Source organism: Microcoleus sp. T3_A4, assembly GCF_036700465.1.
Lineage (GTDB): Bacteria > Cyanobacteriota > Cyanobacteriia > Cyanobacteriales > Microcoleaceae > Microcoleus.
On sequence record NZ_JAUBOY010000072.1, the window covers coordinates 1 to 24,470 of the forward strand.

27 protein-coding genes are annotated in these 24,470 nt (G+C 45.9%); 17 read left to right on the plus strand and 10 right to left on the minus strand.

The window, feature by feature from the left end; genetic code table 11:
• Positions 1-174 precede the first annotated feature (174 nt).
• Positions 175-432: a hypothetical protein gene (locus QUA07_RS27470; protein ID WP_333331714.1), complete on the minus strand. Its 258-nt coding sequence runs from the start codon at positions 430-432 to the stop codon at positions 175-177.
• A gap of 117 nt (positions 433-549) precedes the next feature.
• Between QUA07_RS27470 and QUA07_RS27475 the strand changes: the two genes are divergently transcribed.
• Together QUA07_RS27475 and QUA07_RS27480 are read left to right on the plus strand one after the other, a co-directional pair.
• Positions 550-1,440, plus strand: a complete 891-nt coding sequence (locus QUA07_RS27475; protein WP_333331718.1) for an ABC transporter permease — start codon at positions 550-552, stop codon at positions 1,438-1,440.
• A 436-nt stretch (positions 1,441-1,876) separates the two neighbouring features.
• Complete coding sequence (locus tag QUA07_RS27480) at positions 1,877-2,260, plus strand: hypothetical protein (protein WP_333331721.1); 384 nt, start codon at positions 1,877-1,879, stop codon at positions 2,258-2,260.
• Positions 2,261-2,339: 79 nt separating this feature from the next.
• On the opposite strand, the gene QUA07_RS27485 is transcribed toward QUA07_RS27480, so the two are convergent.
• The 3 genes from QUA07_RS27485 to QUA07_RS27495 form a co-directional block, all read right to left on the minus strand.
• On the minus strand, positions 2,340-2,495 hold the full coding sequence (locus QUA07_RS27485) for a hypothetical protein (RefSeq protein ID WP_333331724.1): 156 nt from the start codon (positions 2,493-2,495) through the stop codon (positions 2,340-2,342).
• 3 nt (positions 2,496-2,498) lie between these two features.
• Complete coding sequence (locus QUA07_RS27490) at positions 2,499-3,857, minus strand: FAD-binding oxidoreductase (protein ID WP_333331727.1); 1,359 nt, start codon at positions 3,855-3,857, stop codon at positions 2,499-2,501.
• Positions 3,858-4,109: 252 nt separating this feature from the next.
• Positions 4,110-4,859 (minus strand): class I SAM-dependent methyltransferase, encoded by a 750-nt coding sequence (locus QUA07_RS27495; protein ID WP_333331730.1) that lies wholly within the window; start codon positions 4,857-4,859, stop codon positions 4,110-4,112.
• 270 nt (positions 4,860-5,129) lie between these two features.
• Here QUA07_RS27495 and QUA07_RS27500 point away from each other — a divergent pair, with 270 nt between their 5' ends.
• The 6 genes from QUA07_RS27500 (at position 5,130) to QUA07_RS27525 (ending at position 12,568) form a co-directional block, all read left to right on the plus strand.
• Positions 5,130-6,599, plus strand: a complete 1,470-nt coding sequence (locus QUA07_RS27500) for an adenylate/guanylate cyclase domain-containing protein (RefSeq protein ID WP_333331733.1) — start codon at positions 5,130-5,132, stop codon at positions 6,597-6,599.
• Between the two features lie 245 nt (positions 6,600-6,844).
• Positions 6,845-8,257 (plus strand): adenylate/guanylate cyclase domain-containing protein, encoded by a 1,413-nt coding sequence (locus QUA07_RS27505; protein WP_333331736.1) that lies wholly within the window; start codon positions 6,845-6,847, stop codon positions 8,255-8,257.
• Between the two features lie 263 nt (positions 8,258-8,520).
• The gene (gene bioA, locus QUA07_RS27510) at positions 8,521-9,825 is read left to right on the plus strand and encodes an adenosylmethionine--8-amino-7-oxononanoate transaminase (RefSeq protein WP_333331739.1); all 1,305 of its coding nucleotides are present in this window, start codon (positions 8,521-8,523) and stop codon (positions 9,823-9,825) included.
• 17 nt (positions 9,826-9,842) lie between these two features.
• The gene (gene bioB / locus QUA07_RS27515; protein WP_333331742.1) at positions 9,843-10,865 is read left to right on the plus strand and encodes a biotin synthase BioB; all 1,023 of its coding nucleotides are present in this window, start codon (positions 9,843-9,845) and stop codon (positions 10,863-10,865) included.
• 256 nt (positions 10,866-11,121) lie between these two features.
• Positions 11,122-11,733 (plus strand): class I SAM-dependent methyltransferase, encoded by a 612-nt coding sequence (locus tag QUA07_RS27520; protein ID WP_333331745.1) that lies wholly within the window; start codon positions 11,122-11,124, stop codon positions 11,731-11,733.
• A 160-nt stretch (positions 11,734-11,893) separates the two neighbouring features.
• Entirely contained in the window at positions 11,894-12,568 is a 675-nt protein-coding gene (locus tag QUA07_RS27525) for an SDR family oxidoreductase (RefSeq protein ID WP_333331748.1), read from the plus strand.
• Positions 12,569-12,770: 202 nt separating this feature from the next.
• Here QUA07_RS27525 and QUA07_RS27530 read toward each other — a convergent pair whose 3' ends face one another.
• Positions 12,771-13,250, minus strand: a complete 480-nt coding sequence (locus QUA07_RS27530) for a hypothetical protein (protein WP_333331750.1) — start codon at positions 13,248-13,250, stop codon at positions 12,771-12,773.
• An 82-nt stretch (positions 13,251-13,332) separates the two neighbouring features.
• Here QUA07_RS27530 and petN point away from each other — a divergent pair, with 82 nt between their 5' ends.
• From petN to QUA07_RS27550, 4 genes are all read left to right on the plus strand, one after another.
• Positions 13,333-13,422, plus strand: coding sequence for a cytochrome b6-f complex subunit PetN (gene petN / locus QUA07_RS27535; protein ID WP_071883976.1), 90 nt, complete (start codon positions 13,333-13,335; stop codon positions 13,420-13,422).
• Between the two features lie 91 nt (positions 13,423-13,513).
• On the plus strand, positions 13,514-14,113 hold the full coding sequence (locus tag QUA07_RS27540) for a DJ-1/PfpI family protein (protein ID WP_006631014.1): 600 nt from the start codon (positions 13,514-13,516) through the stop codon (positions 14,111-14,113).
• Positions 14,110-14,346 (plus strand): DUF167 domain-containing protein, encoded by a 237-nt coding sequence (locus QUA07_RS27545; protein ID WP_333331753.1) that lies wholly within the window; start codon positions 14,110-14,112, stop codon positions 14,344-14,346. The genes QUA07_RS27540 and QUA07_RS27545 overlap by 4 nt, the downstream gene beginning before the upstream one ends.
• Before the next feature lie 91 nt (positions 14,347-14,437).
• Positions 14,438-14,626 carry a CsbD family protein gene (locus QUA07_RS27550; protein ID WP_333048102.1) on the plus strand — a complete coding sequence of 63 codons (189 nt, stop codon included), beginning with the start codon at positions 14,438-14,440 and terminating at the stop codon, positions 14,624-14,626.
• A 246-nt stretch (positions 14,627-14,872) separates the two neighbouring features.
• Here QUA07_RS27550 and QUA07_RS27555 read toward each other — a convergent pair whose 3' ends face one another.
• The 5 genes from QUA07_RS27555 to QUA07_RS27575 form a co-directional block, all read right to left on the minus strand.
• On the minus strand, positions 14,873-15,127 hold the full coding sequence (locus QUA07_RS27555; protein WP_333331756.1) for a DUF4926 domain-containing protein: 255 nt from the start codon (positions 15,125-15,127) through the stop codon (positions 14,873-14,875).
• A 10-nt stretch (positions 15,128-15,137) separates the two neighbouring features.
• The gene (locus QUA07_RS27560; protein ID WP_333331775.1) at positions 15,138-15,467 is read right to left on the minus strand and encodes a DUF6883 domain-containing protein; all 330 of its coding nucleotides are present in this window, start codon (positions 15,465-15,467) and stop codon (positions 15,138-15,140) included.
• A 326-nt stretch (positions 15,468-15,793) separates the two neighbouring features.
• Entirely contained in the window at positions 15,794-17,776 is a 1,983-nt protein-coding gene (locus QUA07_RS27565) for a calcium-binding protein (RefSeq protein ID WP_333331759.1), read from the minus strand.
• 6 nt (positions 17,777-17,782) lie between these two features.
• On the minus strand, positions 17,783-17,959 hold the full coding sequence (locus tag QUA07_RS27570) for a hypothetical protein (protein WP_333060313.1): 177 nt from the start codon (positions 17,957-17,959) through the stop codon (positions 17,783-17,785).
• Positions 17,960-18,238: 279 nt separating this feature from the next.
• Positions 18,239-19,372 (minus strand): cob(I)yrinic acid a,c-diamide adenosyltransferase, encoded by a 1,134-nt coding sequence (locus tag QUA07_RS27575; RefSeq protein ID WP_333039380.1) that lies wholly within the window; start codon positions 19,370-19,372, stop codon positions 18,239-18,241.
• Positions 19,373-19,599: 227 nt separating this feature from the next.
• Here QUA07_RS27575 and fraC point away from each other — a divergent pair, with 227 nt between their 5' ends.
• From fraC to larE, 5 genes are all read left to right on the plus strand, one after another.
• Positions 19,600-20,118 carry a filament integrity protein FraC gene (fraC, locus tag QUA07_RS27580; RefSeq protein WP_333227340.1) on the plus strand — a complete coding sequence of 173 codons (519 nt, stop codon included), beginning with the start codon at positions 19,600-19,602 and terminating at the stop codon, positions 20,116-20,118.
• Between the two features lie 5 nt (positions 20,119-20,123).
• A complete protein-coding gene (locus tag QUA07_RS27585; RefSeq protein WP_333331764.1) occupies positions 20,124-21,122 on the plus strand; it encodes a DUF5357 family protein in 999 nt (332 codons plus the stop codon).
• Between the two features lie 168 nt (positions 21,123-21,290).
• The gene (locus tag QUA07_RS27590; RefSeq protein ID WP_333331766.1) at positions 21,291-22,064 is read left to right on the plus strand and encodes an ABC transporter permease; all 774 of its coding nucleotides are present in this window, start codon (positions 21,291-21,293) and stop codon (positions 22,062-22,064) included.
• A gap of 161 nt (positions 22,065-22,225) precedes the next feature.
• Positions 22,226-23,005 carry a Uma2 family endonuclease gene (locus QUA07_RS27595; RefSeq protein ID WP_333331769.1) on the plus strand — a complete coding sequence of 260 codons (780 nt, stop codon included), beginning with the start codon at positions 22,226-22,228 and terminating at the stop codon, positions 23,003-23,005.
• A 135-nt stretch (positions 23,006-23,140) separates the two neighbouring features.
• Positions 23,141-23,968 carry an ATP-dependent sacrificial sulfur transferase LarE gene (gene larE / locus QUA07_RS27600; protein WP_333331772.1) on the plus strand — a complete coding sequence of 276 codons (828 nt, stop codon included), beginning with the start codon at positions 23,141-23,143 and terminating at the stop codon, positions 23,966-23,968.
• Positions 23,969-24,470: the final 502 nt, after the last annotated feature.

Sequence of the window (24,470 nt, forward strand, 5' to 3'; positions counted from 1 at the left end):
TGATTTTAAATCACCCTAACCTTCCTTCAGTCTTGTCTTATGGTACTCTGGCTGCTTAAAAACTGTCCGGAGTATTGGTGATACAGGTCTTTGGCTGGCATATTGGAATAAATTAATTTTTAATTATTGATGAGAGCTCATGCTAATTTTTAGCCCTAGATATTCCTGAAAAAATCAAGCAATTTCCGCCGCGAAAAACCGACCATCGCAGCGCTCATATTCATCTTCCAAAAGCCATGAATGAGCCTCATCATAGGTTGAACTCAGAAACAGAGACTTATAGTTTGTTGGTGGGTCATAAATACAAAAACCTCCATTTTTCCCACTTACTAACATCAAAATTAGAGGGGGGAAAACACTCGAATTTACCCACAATTCGATAAATTCCCAATCATTAATTTGTTCGGCGAGGTCTGGTGTGTGCGATAACATGATATTCAGTTTACCAAAACTCCACACAAAAAGCGATCGCCCGCCCAACACCACCAATACCTCCAGACTTGCTACTGTAAAGAGAGTTAGATTTAATCAAAATCAGCGCAAGCAATTATGAGCGGTACTGTTACATCCCCCAACAACCTCAACCAGCAGCGGCCACTCTCCACGGCATCCGCTGACACTTCCAGTTCCCTGCTGGGCGACTTCATCCAAGAAACACTCGCCTTAACCAAGCGCCTGTTTATTCAATTGCAGCGCCGCCCCTCGACGCTAGTTGCAGGCATTATTCAGCCGCTGATGTGGTTGGTTTTGTTCGGAGCTCTGTTTGAAAATGCACCCGCCGGCTTGTTCGGCGAAAGCCAGAATTACGGACAATTTCTCGGCGCTGGCGTTATCGTTTTTACTGCCTTTGCAGGGGCGCTGAATGCTGGTTTGCCGATTATGTTCGATCGCGAGTTCGGATTTCTCAACCGCTTATTAGTCGCGCCGTTGGCTTCCAGATTTTCGATCGTCCTGGCTTCGGCTATTTTCATCGTCACCCTCAGCTTTATTCAAACCGGCACAATCGTTACAGCGGGGGCGTTTTTGGGCGCCGGATTACCCGGAATTGCCGGACTGGGGGCGATCGCCCTAATTGTGCTGCTGTTAGTTTTGGGCGTCACGGGCTTGAGTCTGGGTTTAGCCTTCGCTCTCCCCGGCCACGTAGAATTAATAGCGGTAATTTTTGTTACTAACTTGCCGCTGTTATTTGCGAGTACAGCCCTCGCGCCGCTGTCATTTATGCCAGAGTGGCTGCAAGTTGTGGTGACTCTCAATCCTCTGAGTTACGCGATCGAACCCATCCGCTACCTGTACCTGCACAGCGATTGGTCGCTAGCCAGTGTAGTGATGCAAGCTCCTTGGGGTACAGTCACCTTTGGAGGAGCGCTATTAGTGCTGCTGGCGTTTGATTTGGTGGCGCTGCTGAGCATTCAACCGCTGCTGAAACGCAGGTTTGCTTAGGGCGATCGTTTCACCTGCACCGTCAATTCTAGGATGCCTTTCGTCCTGTCAACTTAAGCTAAAACCGATAGTCCGTCAGGGGTTGAAATAAGAGCCTCAAAGCCAAAGTCCTCTTGCATAGGACTAATGAGTTCTTCAGTCCTCTTTGAGAGGACTTTAGCTATGAGACAGGGAATTCATTCCCTGGCGGACTACCGGGTAGGCGAGAGGACTAATGAGTTCTTCAGTCCTCTTTGAGAGGACTTTAGCTATGAGACAGGGAATTCATTCCCTGGCGGACTACCGGGTAGGCGAGAGGACTGGCGGACTAAAAGCTTAACTTGACACCAATGGGCATTGCCCTGTCCTGAGCCCCAGTGAAGTAATATAATATTTACTCACAAGTCAGAATATTGTTTAGATAGAATTGTTTTTTTGAAAGTTCACCTAATAAATTATGAACACCAAAACTTCCAAATCCGGCAAATTGATGATAGGGATTGCTGCAAGCGCGATCGCATCCTGTGCTCTGTTCTGCCCTCAAGCAAGCTTCGCTCAAGCCAGCGGTTTAAATAATGCCCAACCGCTGCAAGACTTTCAAACTCAAGACAATACCGACCCCTTTTCCGGCCGCAGCAGCGGCAGCGGAATATTTGATTTAATTCACAGATCCAAATTGGGAGGCGGCCGCAGCATGGAAGAATTTAATAGCGAACAGCAACAAAATTTGAACGATGCGGCCGCAGAATTTCGCAACAAACAGCGCCTACTACTGGAAAAGCAAGCTGTACCTACACCGGGGGCGATCGCACCAGCAGAAATTACCGCCCCCGTCCCTTAAATTGACAAATTTTGTTCGCAGCAAGGACTTGAGTTTTTATTGACTTAAAACCTCCGACATAGAAAACGGATTTCTTAGTCTAGCCTTGCGCGGGCGAAAGTTTGTCTAGCAGCGATTTCAAGATCCAAATCTTATCTATAGCAACCGCCAAGACGGTTAGGACATTCTTAACCGCTAAAACCATTGCTATTACTGCTTCTTCCTTCTTCCTTCTTCCTTCTGCTATAAAAACCATCGCTTAATCCCGTTCCAACCACGCCCGCATTTTACCCGGATTAAGCAAACCGTAAGGATCGACCAACTCTTTAAACTGCAACTGTTCCACATTAATACTTTTCATCCCTCCATCTTCCAATATATAAGTGTGAGGATTAGCAATCAGTGCGCCTTGCTCTTCGTGATAGCGAATAATTTCATTGAGCCGTGATTCCGTAGTGTAGCGAACTATTTGCAAAGCAGCGGCGATCGCCCTGCCATTCATCCGCAAAAACTCCAAGTGCATCATCACCTCATCCCCATAAAAATTATACAGTTCCTCAATCAATTTCAAACCTTTATCTGGGGGAAAAAGCGTCTGCAAATAAGTCAGAGACGGGTCAACGCTGCGAGCGTGCAGAGTTGTATGATTCCAAGTAAATTCAGCAATAGCCGCACCTTTGCTCGCTGCTTGCGCGTTTTTTTGATAGCAAATTGTGCCGCCATATTCGCGCACCAAATCTTGCAGCGGTTCCAGACAAGATTCAGCTACCATTAACAAAGCGCAGTGCTTACCTTCAGGAATTGCATCGCGGAAAGCAGCAAAATAAGCAGGAATCGGCCAAGCACAAACACAAATTAGTTTTTTGATAATTCCGTCAGCATCGCCCAAAGCTTGACCGAAGTTTGCCGATGTCATAAAATCGTCAAAAGCGACGATGATTTCCGCCCAAGCATAAGCAGGGGCGAGGGGAATTTCTAAATCAGTAATAATCCCATTTGTGCCGTAAGCGTGATTGACTTTTTGCACTTCATCGCCGCGCAATTCGATGACGCGGGGTTCGTCTTCCATTGTAACGACTCGCACGGCATGAAGATTTCCCCGATCGCGCAATTGGCCGTAAGTTATCGAACCAATTCCCCCGCTACCGCCGCCGATAAATCCCCCAATCGTAGCGGTGCGATAGGTTGAGGGAACCATCCGCAATTCCCAACCAGTTTCTCGCGCTTGTTTGTCGAAAACCGACATTTTCACCCCTGGTTCTACACAAGCTAAACCCGGTTTTATCCAGCGGATACTGTGCATTTTGCTGGTATCTAAAATGACGCCGCCCTTGAGGGGAATGCACTGCCCATAATTGCCCGTTCCTGCACCTCTAACAGTTAGCGGAATTTTAAATTTGACGCAGGCTGCAGCAATCCGCAAAACTTCGGCTTCGCTGGCGGGACGAACTACTAAATCTCCTGTTTTATCACTTAAGAGAGATTGCAAAACTGGACTGAAGTGATAATAGTCTTGAGATAGCTTGACAACTTGCGCGCGATCGCTAATTATTTCAATTCCCGATAGTTCCGACGAGAAAGCATCCCAGTCAATACTTTGAATCGCAGTTGCAGTCATTTTTTTTCCTTTATGCTAGCAGTATTATATCAAATCCGCCCTTCATCGGAATTATTCATCTCTCTGTTCTCTTCCTCTGCGTTCTCTGCGTACTCTGCGGTTTAAGCATTCCAATGCAACCGGAATTCATATTATATATTTTCTCAATCACAACTTAGTAACATAAAATACTAACTGCAATCTTTCTTTAAGTAGTAAAGTGCTTATTCGCGCACCCTACATATAGAAGTTCTGCCTCCAAGAATGTTTTTTTCAATTAACAAATCCCCCAAAAACCGCCATCCCGTAGTATTTCCAAGGCACTGCCACAGTGTCAAATCCAGATGAGACCAGCATTTCCAACTGTGCCGAAAGTGTAGCTAGACGATCGGGATTAGAATACCCGTAAGAGACACTCGTTCCCACATTTGCGCGAATTTGTGCTAAAGTTTCCCCCTGATTTAGCGCCCAATCTTCTCGCGCCGCTTGATAAATATCTTTCATTGCTGCTGATTCTGCTAAAAGAGGATCGGCATTCCAAAAACATCCACCAGCACTTAAACTTCCGCGAATCCGTTGAAACAATTTCAACTTCATCTCGTCCTCAAGATGGTGAATTGCCAGAGATGAAATGCAAGCATTGAATTTATCCCCCAATCCCGAAAAATTTGGATTGTTCGCCCATTCTCCAAAATCCATTTCTATGCCAGTCCACCGGGCTGCGTATCCTGCCGAGTCTATTTTGGCGCGGGCAAAATCAAGCATTCGCGCCGAGTAATCGACAGCAACTATTTCCGCCGATGGGTAGCGTTGGAGAACTTTTAAAGTGAGTTCCCCCGTACCGCAGCCGAGTTCTAAAATGCGGTGGTTTGTGTTAGCAATGCAGTCGGCTAATACATCCAGCATTTCGTCATACTTAGGTAAAAGTCGCCGAATGCCGGTATCAAAATCAGCAGTATTGACGAAAACTTCTCCCGGAAAAATTTCGTTGCGCGCCGGTGAGGCAGTAGAGTCAGAATTCACGATCGCCAACCATAGACTACAATTGCTATCCTAACCGAGATCGAGCAAAAATTCCGCGCGATTGCCGCTATCCCGTAGGGAATCGCCATTATAAACTTATGCGTAGTTTTACGGACAAACGAAACACTGGCGGTAAACAATAATTAACCCTCGGTTGCACTCAGAGAGTCTTGCTTTACCCCGGACGCCAGCAAAACACTCTGAAAAAGCAGTGTTATGTTAGTAGTGCATAAATTCCCATCAAGATTAAACCTCACACTTGAGGATACCATGCGCCAGTTGATTTCTCGAATTCGGGCTGCCATCAGCCAATTAATTTACAAGCGAATTCTGCTTGCGGTGACAATTTTATTTTGTGTAGGTGTAGGAGTAGCGATGGCAAATATGTCTCGTCTTTCCTCCACCCTAATCGAATCGCAAGCCCTCCAAAATGCCACCCTCTATGCCCAAGCTGTTAAAGAAGCCCGCACCCTTTACAGTTCCGATGTTGTCAATCCTCTCAACACCGCTAAAGCGATTAACTTTACCCACGACTACAACCCGACAAAAGTAACAGTTCCCGTACCGGCCACTTTCTTAATAGAACTGGGCAACCAGATCACTAACAAAAATCCCGAAGTATCACTTCGTCTCTACAGCGACTACCCGTTTCCCTGGCGGCGAAAAGAAGGCGGAGCCCGAGACGATTTTGAACGGCAAGCTATTACTTATTTGACAAAAAATCCGACCCAGAAATTTTTTCGCAGTGAGAATTATCGCGGCAAGCCAGCCTTTCGATATGCCGAGGCAGATACTCTAAGTTCTAGCTGCGTTAACTGTCACAATACTCACCGTGACAGTCCTAAAACTGATTGGAAAGTGGGAGATGTGCGGGGGATATTAGAAATTACTCAACCTCTCGATACTATCACTCAAAAAACTCGCGGGGGACTGAAAAATTTGTTTTTACTGTTAGTAGGACTTTCTATTTTAGGGGTGACAGGATTAACTTTATCTATCAGCAGGTTGCGCCAAAATGCTAAACAATTAGAACAGCGCGTCAGGGAACGCACGGCACAATTGCAAGAAACTAATGTAGAATTGGTAAATGAACAGGAAAAGTGCGATCGCCTGCTGCTCAATATTTTACCCGAATCCATTGCTGCCAAGCTAAAAAACGGTCAAAGCAGTATTGCTGACGGCTTCGCAGAAGTCACGATTCTGTTTGCGGATATCGTAGGCTTTACCGTGCTTTCAGCACAAATATCTCCCGAAGAATTGCTCAAGTTTCTCAACGAAATTTTTTCAGCCTTCGATGGTTTAACGGAAAAGTACGGCTTGGAAAAAATCAAAACAATTGGAGATGCTTATATGGTAGTGGGAGGTTTGCCAAATCCCAGCACCAACCACGCCGAAAGCATTGCGGAAATGGCCTTAGATATGCAGGAGGAATTAGCAAAATTTAATGCCAAACATCATGCAGGAATTAACATTCGCATCGGCATCAATACCGGGCCGGCAATTGCGGGGGTTATTGGCACTAAAAAATTCATTTACGACCTCTGGGGCGATGCCGTCAATACAGCAGCCCGCATGGAATCCCACGGGATTGCCGGCGCGATTCAAGTCACAAAAGCAACTTACGATATCTTGCAAAATAAGTATCGTTTTGAAGACAGAGGAATTATCCACATCAAAGGCAAGGGCGATATGAATACTTATCTGCTTGCAGGCAGGCTAGTCAGCGCAGTTTCGGTTTAATTTGTTTATTATATTATTAAGGGGTCTGCTAGTTAGTCGGGAGTCATCAGTCGTTAGTGCTTAGCCAAGAACTAACCGTTAATGGCTGCTGGGTGTTGACTGCTGACAATTTCAGGAATTACACAGGGGATGTGAGAAACGCGGTTTCTACACAGTTGCTTTGTGGACTCACCCAAAATTTATTACCAGAAACCCGGTTTTTTTTCCTATTCCCTAAAGTCGCCATTTGCCAAATAGTAAATTTTATGTTTTTGCGGATTTTATCATTCTTGAGTTTTTTCAAATCTCGGTTGTCTAGGCAAATAGCTTTGTGGGTATTTGCTAGCATTCTTGTCATAGAGGGAATTATTTTAGTTCCCTCTTATTTTCGGCGCGAAAATGAACTTTTAAGCCAACTGGAACAGGTATCTCGCGCGACTGTGGATTCCCTAGAGTTTTTGCTCCAACAAGATATTTCCGATCGCACTTTTTTGCAAGAAGAAGTAAAAAATATTACTAAGGACTCTCAAGTAGTCTTAGGACTATCTATTTACCAAGCTAACGGTGAGCTAATATATACACTTGGCGAACCCCCAGAAATCCGTTTCGATCAACTAAAAAGATCTCGTATAGTTCACAATCACAATTTCGATGGTAAGCGCTACGATATTGCTTGGACGGAGCGACATTTGGGAGGCGATTATATCTTAATTGTGCGCCACGATGCTTCCACAGTTCAGCCGGAACTCTACGCATTTATCGGACGGGTTGCTGTTCTAGTCATCATTATATCAGCCTTTGTCACTTCTGTGACTATGTTCTTTTTAGGCGTGACAGTAATTGCACCTATATTGAGGTTGCGCGATGACTTGATCGCTGCCGGAGACGCTTTGAGCAAAGATCGAGAACAACCTGATTTCTACTCTCTGTCTGTCAAGCGCGATGACGAGTTGGGAGAACTCATGGTCGCCTTCAATCAAATGTTTCACCGAGTATACCAGGAAATTGCACAGCGGAAACAAGCTGAGGCAGTATTGCGCGCCGAACAAGAAAAGTCGGAACGTTTATTACTAAATATATTACCGGTAATGATTGCCGATCGCCTCAAACAAGGTCAGATAAATATTGCGGACGGATTTGCCGAAGTTACGGTTTTGTTTGCTGATATTGTGGGCTTTACCGAAATATCTTCGCGCACATCTCCTGAAGAATTAGTCGAATTACTTAACAAAATTTTTTCATCTTTCGATCGCTTAAGCGAACAATATGGCTTAGAAAAAATTAAGACGATAGGTGACAATTATATGGTAGCAGGCGGTTTGCCGCTTCCCTGTACAAATCACGCCGAATCTATTGCCGAAATGGCCCTGGAAATGCAGCAAGAAATTATGAAATTCCGCGACGAATGCGGTAAACCTCTCAATATCCGCATTGGCATTAATACTGGGCCTGTTGTAGCAGGTGTCATCGGTACTAAAAAGTTTATTTACGATTTGTGGGGAGATGCTGTGAATACAGCAAGCCGCATGGAATCTCAAGGACTTCCGGGTAAAATTCAAGTTAGCAACTCAACTTATGAGTTGCTGTGCGATAAGTATTTGTTGGAAAAGCGCGGTAAAATTAATGTTAAAGGCAAAGGATCTATGACGACTTATTTGCTCAAAGGCAGAAAATTGTAACTGACCAATTTAACCATCGCCGGGGTATACGTGATATGGCGGCAGACGTTGCAGCGCAGCCGCCCTCAACACCAAACTAGATTTTTTTTGAACGAACCACGAAGACGCTAAGGAAACGTTCGGCGAAGCCGTTCCCGTTCCCCGCAGGGGTTCCCGAAGGGTAGGGTAGGAAGAGAACAATAAAGAAGAAAAAATAAAAATTTCATAAGTGAGTAAAACTTGCTATATTAAAAGGCGACTTAATATTAGTTTGATTGGTAAAAATGACTGTGGATCAGGAACATAATTCTTCAAATTCACCGATTTGGCAGCCCTTCACGCAAATGAAAACGGCTGCCCCGCCGCTGAAGGTAATTCGGGGCAAAGGATCGGTGCTGGAATTAGCAGACGGGCGGCAAATTCTCGACTGCATTTCTAGTTGGTGGGTGACTGTTCATGGGCACAGCCATCCGGTTCTGGCTGAGGCTCTTTATGAACAAGCTCAAAAGTTAGAACACGTAATCTTTGCGGGGTTTACTCACGAACCGGCCGAGAAACTTGCAAGTAAATTGCTAACTCATACGCCTGCTTCTTTAACGCGGATTTTCTTTTCGGATAACGGTTCTACTGCTGTTGAAGTTGCTCTGAAAATGGCATTTCAATATTGGCGTAATCTGGGAGAAACTAACCGCACTAGCTTTATTAGTTTTGAGGGAGGTTATCACGGCGATACTGTGGGCGCGATGTCTGCTGGCAGAAGTTCGCTGTGGTGGGAATCTTTTGCACCTTTAATGTTTGCGGGGGATGTTGTTCCTTTTCCGGCGACTTTTGACGGCGATGATGAGGTGGAAAGCAAGGAGGCGGCGAGTTTAGAGAAATTGGAGTTTTTTTTAAAGCAGGGCAGCTATGCGGGAATTTTTATCGAACCTTTGGTGCAAGGTTCTGGGGGGATGCGAATGTGCCGCCCTGAGTTTTTGCAGGCGATCGCACAACTTGCCCGTCAGTTTAATGTATTGTTGATTTACGATGAAGTAATGACGGGTTTTGGTCGCACGGGCGAACTGTTTGCGTCGCTTAAATCTGGAACTTCACCGGATATCCTGTGTTTGTCTAAAGGATTGTCTGGTGGCTGCTTGCCAATTGCTGTCACAATGGCATCGGAGGATATTTATCAAGCTTTCTGGCGAGATGAATGGGACAAAGCTTTTTTTCACGGTCATTCTTACACCGGAAATCCCTTAGCTTGTGCGGTGAGTGTAGCATCCTTGGAGCTTTTGGAGCAAAACCCAAATGTGTATCAAGGGATGGAAAAACTCCACCACAAATATCTGAATCAATGGCTGAGAAATCATCCTAAACTCGAACGGATTCGGACTTGCGGCACCATCGCAGCAATGGATGTGAAAACGGAAAGCGTTTCCGGTTATTTTAATGACATTGCTCCTGTATTGAAAGCCAGATTTCTCGAAGCGGGTTTTTTGCTCCGCCCCTTGGGAAATACGCTTTACTTGATGCCTCCCTACTGCATTTCTCCTGATGAACTAGAATCGATTTATCGGGTAATTCGTCAGGTTTTGGATACTCTGTAAACCCTTTAATTTTAGTAATGAATTTACCCAATTGGAACGATTTGGCTGACGACGCGCTGGCGGGCAAATGTCTCTCTCGCGAGCAATCTTTAGCCGTATTGCGCGCACCGGATGAGGTTTTGCTTGAACAACTAAATGCAGCTTATCGGGTGCGCCGCCACTACTGGAGAAACCGAGTCAGGCTGCACTATTTGTTAAATGCTCAAAGTGGCCTTTGTCCTGAAGATTGCCATTATTGTTCTCAGTCAAAAATTTCGACTGCGGAAATTGAGAAATATCCGCTTTTAGCTAAGGAGAAAATTCTGGATGCCGCCCAACGCGCAGCAGACTTAAAAGCTGGTACGTTTTGTTTGGTGATTTCTGGCCGCCAACCTAGCGCATCTACTTTCGATCGCGTTTTGGATGCTGTTGAGACTGTGAAGGCAAATTATAACCTGAAAATCTGTGCTTGTTTGGGATTGTTGAGCGAGGAACAAACTCATCGTTTAGCTAAAGCTGGAGTCGATCGCGTAAATCACAATCTCAATACTTCCGAATCATATCACACGGACATTTGCACAACTCACACTTTTGGCGATCGGGTTGAAACCGTCGAACACGTAAAAGCAGCGGGGATCACAACTTGTTCCGGCGGAATTTTGGGGATGGGCGAATCGGATGATGATGCGATCGATTTAGCGCTTTCGCTTCGCAACTTGGGCGTTACTAGCGTGCCGGTTAACTTTTTTATTCCGATTCCCGGTACGCCATTTGCAGATGTGAACAGGTTAACTCCCCGCCAATGTTTGCGAATTCTGTGTTTGTTCCGATTTTTGCTTCCTAGCCAAGAAATTCGGATTGCTGGGGGACGGGAAGTGCATTTGCGATCGCTGCAACCTCTCGGACTCTACCCCGCTAATTCTATTTTTGTTGGCGATTATCTGACAACTCCCGGACAAGCTGCCCATCAAGATTGGGACATGATTCGAGATGCGGGATTTGCGATCGAATCCCCCGAAGGTTCTCTCTTAGAAGTTGATTCAGCAGTTACAAAATCCTAACAAAAATCCCTGGTTGTCTAACTCTTATAGCAGTTTTCAATCGGATGAAATAGAGTAGGACACGGCAGTGTCGTGTCCCTACCAAATATCTATATTTCATGTTTACGCATGGGCGGATAGAAACCGGATTCCTGACGTAGCAAATGCGTCAGCCGTAAGTTCTTAGATTCTAGCCAAAAACCCTTATTTTCCGGTTGACAGTCTTCAATCTAAAATCTCAAATCTCAAATCTAAAATAATACAAGAGGGGGAAATTGTGGACAAACGCGAAGAAATTACGATCGCAGAATACCAGCTAACTGCCGAATCTTTCCGAGAAGGAACTTGGAATCACGACGTATCCCAAAATCGATCCGCATTGACGGCTGCTATGCCCCGCAATCCCGGTAAAATTCTCGATATAGGATGCGGGCCGGGACGAGATTTAGTAGCCTTCAAGAGCCAAGGACACACAGTTGTAGGCTTAGATGCAACTCCAGCTTTTGTAGAAATAGCAAAGAAGTTATCGGGATGCGAAGTTTGGCAACAATCTTTTCTGAATCTCGACTTGCCAAAAGCCGAATTTGACGGTATTTTTGCCAATGCTTCCCTGATTCACGTTCCCAGCGACGAGATGGTGAAAGTGCTGCAAGATTTGCACAAAGCCTTAGTTGTTAACGGTGCAATTGTCATGTCAATGTGTCGGGGAAATTGGGAAGGATACGACGAGAGACCAACGGGAAAACGCTATACTGCCGGATGGGAATATCATACTTTAGCGCCTTGTTTAGAAAAAACAGGATTTGCAATTGTCAATCACTACTATCGCCCCCCCGGCTTACCCCGCGAAGCTCAATCTTGGGTAGTAATGGTGGGCAAAAAACTCTAACGTAAATGGGAAATTGCCAATCTTTCCCCTCTCTTCCTCTGCGTACTCTGCGCCCTCTGCGGTTAAATAAAAAAACTAATTCACCCATTGACAGAGGATTGTTGTATAATAACCCACAGTCAAATAAACCAATTTCTGCATAACTTAAAACACAATTAATATGACAGAGAAATTCCACATTTTTTTAGCGGGTGCTAGTCGAGGCGTCGGCTTAGAAATCGCGAAATGTCTGACAGCACAAAAGATGCAAGTAACTGCACTTTTGCGATCGCCCGCAACCAGCACCGAATTAGAAGCAATGGGCATCAAAATCGTGACTGGCGATGCTTTGGATACAGCAGCTATGGAAGCTGCGATGGCTGGCGGTGAGCCAATTCATGCCGTAATCAGCACAATTGGCGGCTTGCCCAAAGATGGGGAAAGAGCCGATTATTTGGGAAACAAAAACTTGATTGATGCGGCAGTGAAAGCAGGCGTGCAAAAATTTATTTTAGTTTCATCAATCGGCAGCGGTAATAGTGTCGGCGCTTTGCCACCCCAAGCTTTAGAAACTTTGCGCCCGGTTTTAATTGAAAAGGAAAAAGCCGAAAATCATTTGATAGCAAGCGGGATGATTTATACAGTGATTCGTCCCGGCGGACTCAAATCGGAACCTGCAACAGGCAACGGTATTTTAACAGAAGATTGTCGAGTTTCTGGAACGATCCACCGGGCAGATGTAGCGCGGCTAGTTTGTCAGTGTTTAGTTTCTGATGCTGCTAACAATAAAGTTGTGTCGGCGGTAGATAAACAGATGGTTTACGGCCATTCAGAATTTGAGGTATTAACTTTTTAGGGGCGGTTTTAGCGCAAAATAAGCTGTCTGGCATCTAAATTGTATTTTTTGGGCGGGCTAGAAGCCCACCCCACAGGAAAATTCAATTCTTGTGGAACAGGCATCTTGCCTGTTCCTAAAAATGCGCCCACCCCACAAGAAAATTGAACTTTTGTGGAACAGGCATCTTGCCTGTTCCTAAAAATGCTGCAAGATTTTACACTCAAGAATCAAAGGGCTTAATCCACGATCGCCCGATCGCCCAATCCAACACCAAACCCGCGATCGCAAACAATACCACACTCTCGACACCGCGAACCGCAAACGGCAATAACTCCTGTAGGGCGGGCATCTTCCCGGCATCAAAAAACAATCCAGCATCCAACTGTCCAAAAGCCCGCACCAGCCCAAAAGCCAACACCGCACCAGATTTAAGCTGCGGATTAGTATCGCGACGGATAGCGTAGCGGTAAGTCACGCCGAACAAAAAACCGCCCAAAAGTGCGATCGTCCCTCTCAAGGCAAAATTTAGGTCAATTTCCCTTACCTGCAAACTCGCCAGAGAATCCAACCTATCCGCCAGAATTAAGCTATTACCAAGGGCGATCGCCCCAAAACCCAGCAAACAAGAAAAAGCAGCAACACTCCCTGCCTTCAAAGATTCTACCCGTTCAGCCGCACTAAAATTTGACGAATCCTTCACAGCGCCCTCATTTCAAAAATGGCTCAAATTGACTTATCATAAGGTTTGGAGTCACTTTGTACAGTTTGTTCAATAAATAGCTATGGATATTTTGTCACTCGGTTGGGTTTCGGTGCTAGTTCTGTTCTCCTTCTCAATTTCAATGGTCATTTGGGGACGCAACGGTTTCTAGATTCCAGAATAGCTTGCGGGGCAGGCTTTTTAACGGCCCCGCATTTTTTATAATCCTATTTAACACAATCAAAATAACAGGAGTTGGAAACATGACAGCCAAAAAAATCTTAATGTTAGTCGGCGACTTTGTAGAAGACTACGAAGTAATGGTTCCTTTCCAAGCATTGCAAATGGTAGGTCATACCGTCCACGCAGTCTGCCCGGACAAAGCAGCAGGCCAAACAATTCGCACCGCAATTCACGACTTTGAAGGCGATCAAACCTACAGCGAAAAACCAGGTCACAACTTCACTTTAAACGCGACTTTTGACGAAATCAACCCGGCCGACTACGACGCTTTGATTATCCCCGGAGGACGCGCCCCAGAATACATCCGCCTCAATGAACAAGTGCTGCAAATTACCCGCTACTTTGCCAACAGCAAAAAGCCGATCGCATCTATTTGTCACGGCTTGCAAGTCCTAACCGCCGCCGGCGTACTCGAAGGCAAACGCTGCACCGCATACCCCGCTTGCAGCCCCGACGTACTCCGGGCCGGCGGCAAATATACAGAAGTTCCCGTTACCGAAGCCGTAGTCGATGGCAATTTAGTCACCGCCCCCGCGTGGCCAGCACACCCTAACTGGCTGGCTGAATTTCTGAAAGTTTTGGGAACGAAGATCGAACATTCAGAGAAAGTCGAAGTATGACTATTTTCACAGTCAAAGTTAAACCGAATTCCAAACAGCAAAGCATCGCAGAACAACCCGACGGCAGCCTCACAATACATCTCAAGTCCCCGCCGGTTGATGGTAAAGCAAACCAAGAATTAATCATGCTGTTAGCGAAAAAGTTTAAAGTGCCGAAATCTGCGATCGGCATTAAATCCGGTTTTTCTTCGAGAAATAAACTTGTGGAAATTCCAATCGAACCTTTAACATAGAAATAACGGTAATAACAAATCTATCTAAAGATGGATATAGACTCAACTTTAAAAGTATATATTAATAGTTGTAGAGTTAGAATAAAAAATTATGAGCATTGAAAATAGAGTCGAAGCAACAGCGAAGAATATTGAAGGCAAAATCCAAGAAGCTGTTAGCGAAGTTACAGGCAATCAGAAAGATAAATTAGAAGGTCAAGCCAAGCAGGATCAAGCATCAGCAATTCACCTGAAAGAAGACCTCAAAGATAAAGCAAAAGAGATTGTAGACCGAGCTTAGTAACAGTATTCCCTACAAGTTTCCTGCCTACTAAATCCCGCAAACGATATGTTTGCGGGATTTTTTTGTTATGTATGGGCGGGTTTTACCAACCATAATTGCCAAAAACTAACCATCTCATAAACCCGCCCCCACCCAGCCCAAAATTCTGAATTAATTGAATTTAACGGTTGAGCGACGATGCTTAATCGGGGTTCTTTGTTGGGTGGGAATGGGTTTATCAACATTATTGGTGCGTGGCAAAATTCATCGGCGAACTGCCCCTATAGATTCTAGTAATTCATAATGCAAAAGCATTAATTTTGTGGCTGGAATTGTTTCCATTGCATAAGTTGTGCCATCTTGATGAGAAAATTCTACCTCAAAAGCACTGCCATCAAATTCCATCACGACTGTTCCTACCTGTCCTTTATATAATTTAATGATTTGTTTGGTTTCAAAATGGGTTGCTTCTAAATCTTCAGTTAAAGCAACAATATCAAGGTCTTTAATTGTTTTCATTGTTTTTACTTCACTTTTGGACGGGATAACAACTTGTTAATCGGGGGAAACTTTCACCTAAGCGGACGATCCAAGCTGCTATAATCAGAGATTCACCTACTTCGGTTTTCAGCAATAATTTCATGTTATAATGTGTTCCGTATTCATTGTTTTTTTGAATAACAACATCTTCGTTGATAGCAGCTTCTTTTAAAGCCTGTTTGAGCATTTCAGCATTTTCTAGGGTAATGCCTAACTTACTGGCAAACAAAATAGCTTTATTTTTACCTTCTTGGTGATTCAGATTTAGAGAATATTCTTCTATTTTATTGCCTAAATCTGCTAGATGACCATTGGGCAGTTACACTATTAATAACTTTTTTTGAAGGACAAAATAGAATATTAGTCTGCTACGATAATCGACTTTTACTCAAATGTCAATTATATCGTCTTTGAGCTGGGTGGCTGGTTTATCAACATTATTGATGGGTGGCAAAATGGATCGGTGAATCTGCTCTTCCTTTCAATGCCCAATGCCCAATGCCCAATGCCCAATCCCCGATGCCCAATTCTCAATGCCAATAAAAAAGCCAGGGATGGATATCCCCAGCTCGAAACATAGCACAATTAGTTTTGAGAGTTGGTAGGGCGATGTTTCAGAATCGACCCCACCCACTTTTACCCAAATTAAATCAGGGTAATGTCAGCAGCCGTAATGCCCGGTCTGCCATTCAGAATTGCCAGCGTAACTACTCCGCCAGCAGTACCAACACCGTTAGAGTCATATCCTAGTCGTCCAGTTTCATTTTCATAAAAGACGAACGGCTCTGTCGCGCCCGCCCCGGCTGGACCAAAAGTGCCATCGTAAGACCCACTCTCAAGCGGCAAGAACGCCTTCGAAGAAATTCGATTCGTATTATCCAGTACCCTCAAGTTGGGGAAGCCGTTGGAGCCATTGATTTGGAAGATAAACTTGTCTTGGCCACTCGTAAAATCGCCGATTTGGTCTGTGTCAGTACCCACGGCGCCCTCGCCGAAGTTGTTGTAGTAGAAGCTGTCATTACCCGATCCGCCAATCAGCGTGTCAGCACCAGGCCCCCCGCCGAGAGAGTCGTTACCGTCGCCGCCGATCAAATAGTCTTTTCCAAAACCGCCCAGCAAGGTGTCGTTTCCAGCACCGGCATTTAAGGTATCGTCCCCGGCTCCTCCAGCGGCGTCGGTAGCATTGGATGAGTCGCCGAACAGGATGTCATCCCCGTTACCAGTAGTGATCACATCAGTGCCGTTGCCACCAATAATGAAGTTGCTGCCTAAGGTATCGCTAATCAAGTTTGGCGCTGTAAGACCGGTAAAGCTGACGCCGCTAGCGTAGGAGATGAAGTCGTTACCCGCAACGTTGCCAATCACGCGATCGCGATTGCTGCCAAAGATGATGGTGTCACTTCCCTCGCCACCGTTCATGAGGTTGGTGACGGTGAAGCTGCTGCCAGTAGTAGGATTGGTGTAGCCAATTAACAGATCGCCGCCCAGACCGCCTTCGAGAGTAATCAAAGCAGTACCAGTACCAGCAAAAATGGCCTTGGTAGCATCGATAGTATCGTTGCCATCTCCACCGGCTGCGTTAGTAAAGGTACCGCTCAGGCTGTCGTTGCCTTCACCGCCGACCATTGTATCCGTCGCAAAAGCTGCAACGATCGTGTCATTGCCTACTCCGCCGTCGAGCAAGTTGCGACCCGCGAAGCCGGGAAATGAACTCTGGGCGCCTCCGCTCAAAGTTAGATTCGATACCCTGGATGATTCGATGAAGTCGTCGCCTGCACCTCCCAAAGCGGTATCCTGCGTGGCAAAAACCCTGATCGTGTCGTTGCCGTCGCCGCCCTCAAAGAAGTTTCTGCCGGCTTCAAACTCGCCGATCGCCCCGGTGAGAGAATCGTTGCCGCCACCACCAATCAAGGTGGTTCTCTCAATGCCGATCGTAATGACGCTGCCCTGAGCAAACGGGCTTGTCTGGGTACGGTTGGTAATGAATAAGATGTCGTCGTCCAGATCGCCCGACAGGTAGCTGTTGCTGGCCACACCTCTTAGGGTGTCGTTGCCTTTACCGCCAAAGAGACTGTCTCTTACATTGATACCTACAACCAAGTCGTCGCCCAAATCACCCCGCAAGTAGTTGCTGCCTTCATTGCCAGCGAAGCCTCCGGTTAGGGGAAGACCGAGGTTGTTGCCACCCCCTGCGATGAAGAAGCCGATCGAGTCATTGTCCTTACCGCCGTAGAGGGAATCTGCTCTCTGGGCCCCTCCCAGCATCGTATCTGCGCCCTCATTACCAAACATGAGGTTAGCTTCGACAGTACCTTGGATCAAGTCTTCTCCCAAACCGCCGTACAGGCTAGCGCGGGCTTCAGCGATCATGGTGTCATTGCCGGAGTCGCCAAATAGCAAAGCCGGAGTCCGCTGAGATCTGATTGAATCTTCGTCGTCGCCGCCGTATATGGTATCGTTCGGGCCAACTGAAATCAGAGTATCGTTATCGCCTTGGCCAAATATTAAGCTGCCGCCCAGGGTGGAAGTTCTAATGAAATCCGCCCCCTCTCCGGCGAATACTGTATCCGGGCCTAGCCCCGGAAGGTTTAAATCTAGTTGATTAGAATTGTCATCTAACGTTGTCATAAAGCTTCACTCCTCTACTTGTTGGTCATCGCTGGTGCGACTACAGACACTGCCTAGAACACCGAATGTTTGGATTCCGCTGTAGTTTAACCTGTTTGCCAGCCGCAAGTCTAGCCTACTGGCGTTAACCCTGTCTAGACTTTCTCCCTCGCGGATTTTTTGCTTGTAAGCTTTTATTTTCAAAGTCTTCACCCTTTAATAATCCTGGTGCACTGTCTCAGGTGCTCACGCTCAAGAAGACGCGGCTCATATTCTTAATGTTCCATTCTGGATTGGCGGTCGGGGATCGCGTCCGGATGAGGAAATTAAAGATTAAAAAAGGCGGATCTGGGTGATCGGGAAGACAAGGAAAATTGGGAGATTTTTACTTGGTAACAAGGCTTTGTGGCAATTTCCGGTTTTCCAGGCAGGGCCGTCATTTAATAATTCTGGCCCGGATTGAACTCGGTACCGCTCCGGGCTTTAAAAGTCTACGCCCCGCTTTAGTTCTACGCCCCGATCGCCGTAGTGTTTGTGACAGTATACCTCGGAGTGTACGCTTGCCAAGTCAAAGTAAGCGTGGGGTTTGTGGCAGCGCCCGGTGATAATGATTTCTGTATCCCGCGGCTTGCGTAGCAGGGCTTCGACGATCGGCTCTACCGGCAGCAGTTCTAAGTCTACTGTGGGATTGAGTTCGTCGAGAATAATCGTTTTGTACCAGCCGCTGGCGATCGCACATTTGGCGATTTCCCAGCCGCGTTCTGCTTCGATGCAGTCTAGCTCTTGCTGTTGCCCCCGCCAAACTATAGCATCTCGGCCGCACCGCTGGTGGTCTACTAGCTGCGGGTAGCTTTGTCGCAAAGCTGCGATCGCGGCATCTTCTGTATAACCGGTGCCGCCTTTCAGCCACTGCACGATTAACACCCGGTGAGATTGGTCTTGACTGATACCCCTACCTATTGCCTGCAAAGCTTTGCCCAAAGCGCTCGTAGACTTGCCTTTCCCCGCTCCAGTGTATATTTCGATACCGGAAATATGATGCTCTGCCGCTGCGGGGTGATAGTGGGGCTTCATTTCTGAGTGTAAGTCGGCAATCTCCAGCAAAGCTTCCGGGGCCGCTCGGCCTGTGGCGATGACTTCTAAATATTCTGGTTTGTTTTTGAGGGTTTGGACTACTTCGTCAACTGGCAGCAAACCCAAGTCCAATACGGGGTTTAGTTCGTCTAGTACCACGACGGAATAGAGTTCGCTGGCGATCGCTCCTTTGGCGATATCCCAGCCTCGCTGAGCTTCGGCGCGATCGAAGCGGGTGATTGCTTCGGCCCCAAAATATTCGGCTCTGCCGGTACGCACTTGGTCGATCAAATGGGGAAATGCCCGTTGCAAGGCTTCTATTGCCCCGTCTTCGTCGTAGGAGCGGCCGGGGCCTTTGAGAAAGCGCAGCAACAAAACTCGCGTGGGCGAGTCAGAATTGATACCCAGCCCGATCGACCGCAACACTACTCCCAAAGCTGCCTGAGACTTGCCTTTACCAGCGCCGTCGTAGACGTGAATCTGACCCGCGGCGCGTTCCGACCGGGATGAGGCTGTCCGAATACCAATGCCATTCCTTACCATAATCAGCAGTTGTTTGAGTCTGTAGCGGGGTGGGTATTCGATCGCGCGCCTTGAATGTTTAATTTTTCCATTCTTTTGGCGGATCTCAACAGATTATACGATAACTTCTAACCCCCAATCTTTTAAGCAGCGATCAAACGCAATCAGGTGCTCAAACCTCCGGTTAAGATTATTCCGTTTGTGCTGTACAATTAAAATTTAACACGGACTGATATACCTAAAGGCTTATGATTGCGAGTGTTTTCCCATTTCGGACTGTTTTGGTGCAAATTTTAATTATGTTTTTGGCGATCGCGATCGAATCGTGGTTTTTGCAAAAACTACTTAAACTCGGCCCCAAAACCAGCATTGAATATACAGCCATCCTCAATCTATCTTGTACTTGCGTAGGCTGGTTAGTTTTCTTCGGCATTGAAAGCGTTCTTAGCAAAGAATTGCGGGAACAGCTTATCGGTTATATTTTATTAGGACGTGGGGATAATGTTTACGCTCCAATAACTATGATAGCACTCTCAGTATTAGCAGTAACATTTGTAGCTAAATGGCAGGGATTAGAATTCATAGACAACATGGTTTCCGGCAATAAAAAAGCTGCCAAACCTCAGTTTTTAGGGCCACCCACCCTCACCCGCCGTCCTCCCAAAAAAACTTTTCAAGTAACTACCCAGTTTGGGGGAATTTTAATCGCCCACACTGTTAGCAATCTCGTTATTTTAACCGTGTTGTTTTTGCAAAGCGTCTATTGAAATTTATGATGAAGCAATTTTTAGATGTCACTCAGCAACTCACTAAGCTGACGAACAACCTTTGGGAAACCAATAAAAAAATCCAAAAGGCGATGATTCCGCCTAAAGTTGTTCACTGGAAGACTCCTTTACTACTCAGCATCTTTTTAGCTTTGCTGACAGTGGCGGCAGTCACTGACTGGCGGACGAGAACTCTGCTTTTTGATATGAGTTGGTTATTTTTTACACTTTCAATGGGTTTGCTGACCAGCCAGCAACCTTTTGTGATTAAAGGAGTAAGTCTGAGTCCGTGGGTGACAAGCATCTTAATTGGCTTGTGGTTACTGATAAGATTGCCGTCGGATAGGAAGGAAATAGCATGGATAGCTGGCCCACTTATAGCAGTAGTAGTTCTGGCGACAATAGAGATTTGGAATAGCGAGTCAAAACGGGAAGGTATCAGGTCGTTGGTGCGCCCTCAGTTTTTGATGATTACTCTAGTTCACCTGCTGTTTTCCTGTTGGTTTGCTTTTCACTTTTTAATTCAAGGTTGGATACAACAGTATCCGAGCGTTTTATCTCAGGATTTGAGGCAAAGCGATTATGTGGTGACATTTCAACAGCCAACTATTAATCGCTCCCGAGGAGTTGTCATCCTCAATGAAATGGAGCGATACCTGCGAAATGAAGCCCGCACAAAACCGTGGGCGCAAGTAGAGCAAATGTTAATAGATATTGACAACGAGCGATTTTTTCTGCGGAATCAAGCCTTAAAAACAACTGGGGTAGTCGCAGAAGATGCGAGGTGGGATGTCAAAACTTCGATCGTCCAAGGAGATTCCCGCTATCAGTTAGAGATGCAGGCAACTTGGCTGGGGCTGGTTTTTAGACCGGAAATATATTCGTTTACCAAATCTTGCGAGGTGTTCAATATAGGCAATAGGGCGACTGTAACCTGCGATGCGATCAAACGCTCTCAACCCGGACAGAAAAAAGATGGAACGGCGGGGGACAGCCAAGTTTGATTCTGTCTCTGTTAACTAATTGCGATCGGTATAGCGGGAGAGTAGGAGGGTCTAAGAGTGGGAGCTTCTGAGAGGCGGAGATGGAAAAAATCCTCTTTCTTCCCTCTTCCCTCTTCCCTCTTCCTTACACTAAAGTATGGCGAAAGTTTCCAGTGGGTTAATAACTAGATGAATTTGAGAAGAATCTTGACAGTCGCGACCAATGTATTTTGGGAAGTAATTCGCGATCGCATCCTTTACTTAATTATTATTTTTGCTCTGTTGATGGGCGCCTCGGTACGGTTGATACCGGAATTGGCGGCGACAACCGAAAAGAAAATTATCTTAGATATCGGTTTAGCTGCTATGAGCATTCTCGGTCTAATTGCCACAGTTTTTGTGGCTACCGGATTGGTCAACAAAGAAATTGAAAAGCGCACTGTTTATCTGTTAGTTGCTAAGCCGATAAGTCGGGCTGAGTTAATTGTGGGCAAGCACTTAGGGCTGTCGGCCGTGCTGGCGGTGCTTGTAGGGGCAATGACGGTTATCTATCTGGCTATTCTGAGTTTGAGCCGCATTCCTTTCCCTTTGGAAAGCATTTTAATCGCTTCGTTGTTTGTCTGGTTTGAGCTGTGTCTGATGGCTGGTGTCGGGATTTTATTTGGAGTTTTTAGCAGTTCGCTGTTGGCAACTTTACTGACATTTGGCGTTTATTTGATGGGACATTCGACGCGGGATTTAGTGGCTTTGGGCAAGTTAACTAAAAATCCTGGCATTGAACAATTGATGATGGGACTTTATCTGGTTTTGCCGGATTTAGCCAGATTCAATTTGAGAAACGATGCTGTTTACGGACAAGTTCCTTACTTGGCAGGTTTGATTACAGATGCTGGCTACGGTTTGCTGTATGTGGTGCTGCTGCTGTCAATTGCGATCGCCATATTTTCCCGCCGGGAATTTTAAAGCGCGCATTCCGCACCTTTAGGGTAATGGTTTGTAGTGAAGACTAAAATCCTCACTACAAACAATTTTATTATCGACTTAGAGCGCTAAGATATAGAGAAGGTTATCGATCGCCAATTTCGACTAAAACTCAAACTTTTATTGGTAAAATGAGGTGACTTATGACTACTATAATTCACAAACCGATATCCCCGCTCAAGATTACTTGGCCACTGCTACCCGATGATTTCATCCTACCAGACGACCCTGTAGACGATATAGACCATCCCTTGCTAGCTAACGGTTTGCGCCAGTCTGTAGTGGATTCCCCGGAACTAATGCAAGACGCACTAATAGTTTCTAATTTTGCTTTGTGTGCTGCTGTGGACGATCGCACTATTTGCAAAGCCCCAGACTGGATGTACGTGCAGCCGGTTCAAAAGAGGCCTCACAACTATCCCCGCCGCAGTTACACGCCTCATACCGAAGGAACAGTTCCTTTTGTAGTGATGGAATTTCTATCAGCTACTTACGGCGACGAATACTCTGTCGAACACACAGAACAAATCGGCAAGTGGTTTTTTTACGAACAAGTAATCAAAGTTCCTCGCTATGTCATTTTTCGGCCGCATACAGGCCGAATAGAAGTTTATGCGCTGGAATCCGAGCGTTATGAAAATCAAAATCCTGATGAAAACGGCCGTTATTTAATACCTGGATTAAATCTATTTTTGGGAGTGTGGCAGGGAACTCGCGAAGGTAGAACGGGATATTGGCTGCGCTGGTGGACGGAGGGCGGAGAACTGCTTTTGTGGCCGGAAGAAAGGGCAGAAAATGAACGCCAGCGAGCCGATCGCCAACAGCAAGACAAAGAGTTAGTCGAAACGCTGCTGGAACAGGAAAGACAGCGAAATCAAGAGCTTTTGGCTCGATTGGCAGCCCTCGGTCTCGATCCCGAATAGCATTAGAAGTCTGAGGGAAGTCGGAAGAATGAACAGGTTCGAGGGAAGAAGGGAAACCGATCGAAATATGCTGTCTTCATCCTTCTTTCTTGAGTTTACTGTCTTACTTATGTGTTGGTAAAACAAGGTGAAATTATGTTAACAGAAAAACTTGAAGAATTAAAAAATATTTTCGCAGAGATGGAACGGGCTTTGATTGCCTACTCCGGCGGAATTGACAGCACTTTGGTAGCAAAAATCGCTTTTGATGTATTGGGCGATCGCGCTTTGGCAGTGACGGCTGTTTCGCCGTCTTTACTGCCCGAGGATTTAGAAGATGCGCGCATTCAAGCAGCAGAAATTGGCATTGCCCATCAGGAAGTAGAAACTCAGGAAATGGCAAATCCCAATTACACTTCTAACCCAGTTAACCGCTGCTATTTCTGCAAAAGCGAACTGCATGATACTTTGAAACCTCTAGCACTAGCAAAGGGTTATCCTTATGTGGTTGATGGGGTTAATGGTGACGATTTAAAGGATTACCGTCCCGGAATTCAGGCTGCGAAGGAACGCGGCGCGCGATCGCCTTTAGCAGAAGTAGGCATGAGTAAATTGGAAGTGCGGCAGTTGGCCAAAGAATTGGGTTTGCCTTGGTGGGACAAACCGGCTCAACCGTGTTTGAGTTCGCGCTTTCCTTACGGCGAAGAAATCACCGTTGGAAAGTTGCAAAGAGTGGGGCGCGCCGAACGGTATTTGCGCCAGTTGGGACTGAAAAATTTGCGAGTGCGATCGGACGGAGATACGGCCCGCATTGAGTTACCAGCAGAGGAGATTAAGCAGTTTGTGTTAAATGCGGATTTGCCTGCATTAGTCGCGGTGTTTCAAGAGTTTGGTTTTGTTTACGCGACTTTGGATTTGGAGGGGTTTCGCAGTGGCAAATTAAATCAGGTTTTGCAGCCGCAGTTGTTGCAGGCAAAAGGTTGATTAATTTTCCCGAATACAAAAAATTTCTCATGATTGATGTAGTTTGGGAAATGGACAAAGGGGAACCCTGGCAATCGAACCTTTATAGTGGCGTTGCTTAATCAGGGTATGAAAAAAATAACTTTAAAATCCCAAAGCTTTGTGGATACTCGTTTCTATGACGGTCATATTTAGCGTTTCATACCGTAAATCAGCAACGCCTAGGATGTTTGCCGTAGATTTGGGATGTGCCATGTAATAGCAAATCCGGTTTTATTAATACCCCCTTTATTTCTTAATCCCCCTTGATATCATTTCCGGTTACACTCATACATGATGTTGACGGTTGACGGTTGACTGTTGACGCCGTGAACAGTCAACAGTCAACAGTCAACAGTCAACAGTCAACTCGAATTTACTATTCCGATGCTAACGGATTTGATATGATATCATGTCCGGGAACACGCCCATAGTAAAATGAATAAGTATGCCTTCAGTCGCCAGCATCCACGCTCTCCCATGC

What these genes read in the sequence shown, in the direction of transcription:
- QUA07_RS27470 (WP_333331714.1), bottom strand. Translation starts at nt 432, where the DNA reads ATGTTATCGCACACACCAGACCTCGCCGAACAAATTAATGATTGGGAA.
- QUA07_RS27475 (WP_333331718.1), top strand. Translation starts at nt 550, where the DNA reads ATGAGCGGTACTGTTACATCCCCCAACAACCTCAACCAGCAGCGGCCA.
- QUA07_RS27480 (WP_333331721.1), top strand. Translation starts at nt 1,877, where the DNA reads ATGAACACCAAAACTTCCAAATCCGGCAAATTGATGATAGGGATTGCT.
- QUA07_RS27485 (WP_333331724.1), bottom strand. Translation starts at nt 2,495, where the DNA reads ATGGTTTTTATAGCAGAAGGAAGAAGGAAGAAGGAAGAAGCAGTAATA.
- QUA07_RS27490 (WP_333331727.1), bottom strand. Translation starts at nt 3,857, where the DNA reads ATGACTGCAACTGCGATTCAAAGTATTGACTGGGATGCTTTCTCGTCG.
- QUA07_RS27500 (WP_333331733.1), top strand. Translation starts at nt 5,130, where the DNA reads ATGCGCCAGTTGATTTCTCGAATTCGGGCTGCCATCAGCCAATTAATT.
- QUA07_RS27505 (WP_333331736.1), top strand. Translation starts at nt 6,845, where the DNA reads ATGTTTTTGCGGATTTTATCATTCTTGAGTTTTTTCAAATCTCGGTTG.
- bioA (WP_333331739.1), top strand. Translation starts at nt 8,521, where the DNA reads ATGACTGTGGATCAGGAACATAATTCTTCAAATTCACCGATTTGGCAG.
- bioB (WP_333331742.1), top strand. Translation starts at nt 9,843, where the DNA reads ATGAATTTACCCAATTGGAACGATTTGGCTGACGACGCGCTGGCGGGC.
- QUA07_RS27525 (WP_333331748.1), top strand. Translation starts at nt 11,894, where the DNA reads ATGACAGAGAAATTCCACATTTTTTTAGCGGGTGCTAGTCGAGGCGTC.
- petN (WP_071883976.1), top strand. Translation starts at nt 13,333, where the DNA reads ATGGATATTTTGTCACTCGGTTGGGTTTCGGTGCTAGTTCTGTTCTCC.
- QUA07_RS27540 (WP_006631014.1), top strand. Translation starts at nt 13,514, where the DNA reads ATGACAGCCAAAAAAATCTTAATGTTAGTCGGCGACTTTGTAGAAGAC.
- QUA07_RS27545 (WP_333331753.1), top strand. Translation starts at nt 14,110, where the DNA reads ATGACTATTTTCACAGTCAAAGTTAAACCGAATTCCAAACAGCAAAGC.
- QUA07_RS27550 (WP_333048102.1), top strand. Translation starts at nt 14,438, where the DNA reads ATGAGCATTGAAAATAGAGTCGAAGCAACAGCGAAGAATATTGAAGGC.
- QUA07_RS27555 (WP_333331756.1), bottom strand. Translation starts at nt 15,127, where the DNA reads ATGAAAACAATTAAAGACCTTGATATTGTTGCTTTAACTGAAGATTTA.
- QUA07_RS27565 (WP_333331759.1), bottom strand. Translation starts at nt 17,776, where the DNA reads ATGACAACGTTAGATGACAATTCTAATCAACTAGATTTAAACCTTCCG.
- QUA07_RS27575 (WP_333039380.1), bottom strand. Translation starts at nt 19,372, where the DNA reads ATGGTAAGGAATGGCATTGGTATTCGGACAGCCTCATCCCGGTCGGAA.
- fraC (WP_333227340.1), top strand. Translation starts at nt 19,600, where the DNA reads ATGATTGCGAGTGTTTTCCCATTTCGGACTGTTTTGGTGCAAATTTTA.
- QUA07_RS27585 (WP_333331764.1), top strand. Translation starts at nt 20,124, where the DNA reads ATGATGAAGCAATTTTTAGATGTCACTCAGCAACTCACTAAGCTGACG.
- QUA07_RS27590 (WP_333331766.1), top strand. Translation starts at nt 21,291, where the DNA reads ATGAATTTGAGAAGAATCTTGACAGTCGCGACCAATGTATTTTGGGAA.
- QUA07_RS27595 (WP_333331769.1), top strand. Translation starts at nt 22,226, where the DNA reads ATGACTACTATAATTCACAAACCGATATCCCCGCTCAAGATTACTTGG.
- larE (WP_333331772.1), top strand. Translation starts at nt 23,141, where the DNA reads ATGTTAACAGAAAAACTTGAAGAATTAAAAAATATTTTCGCAGAGATG.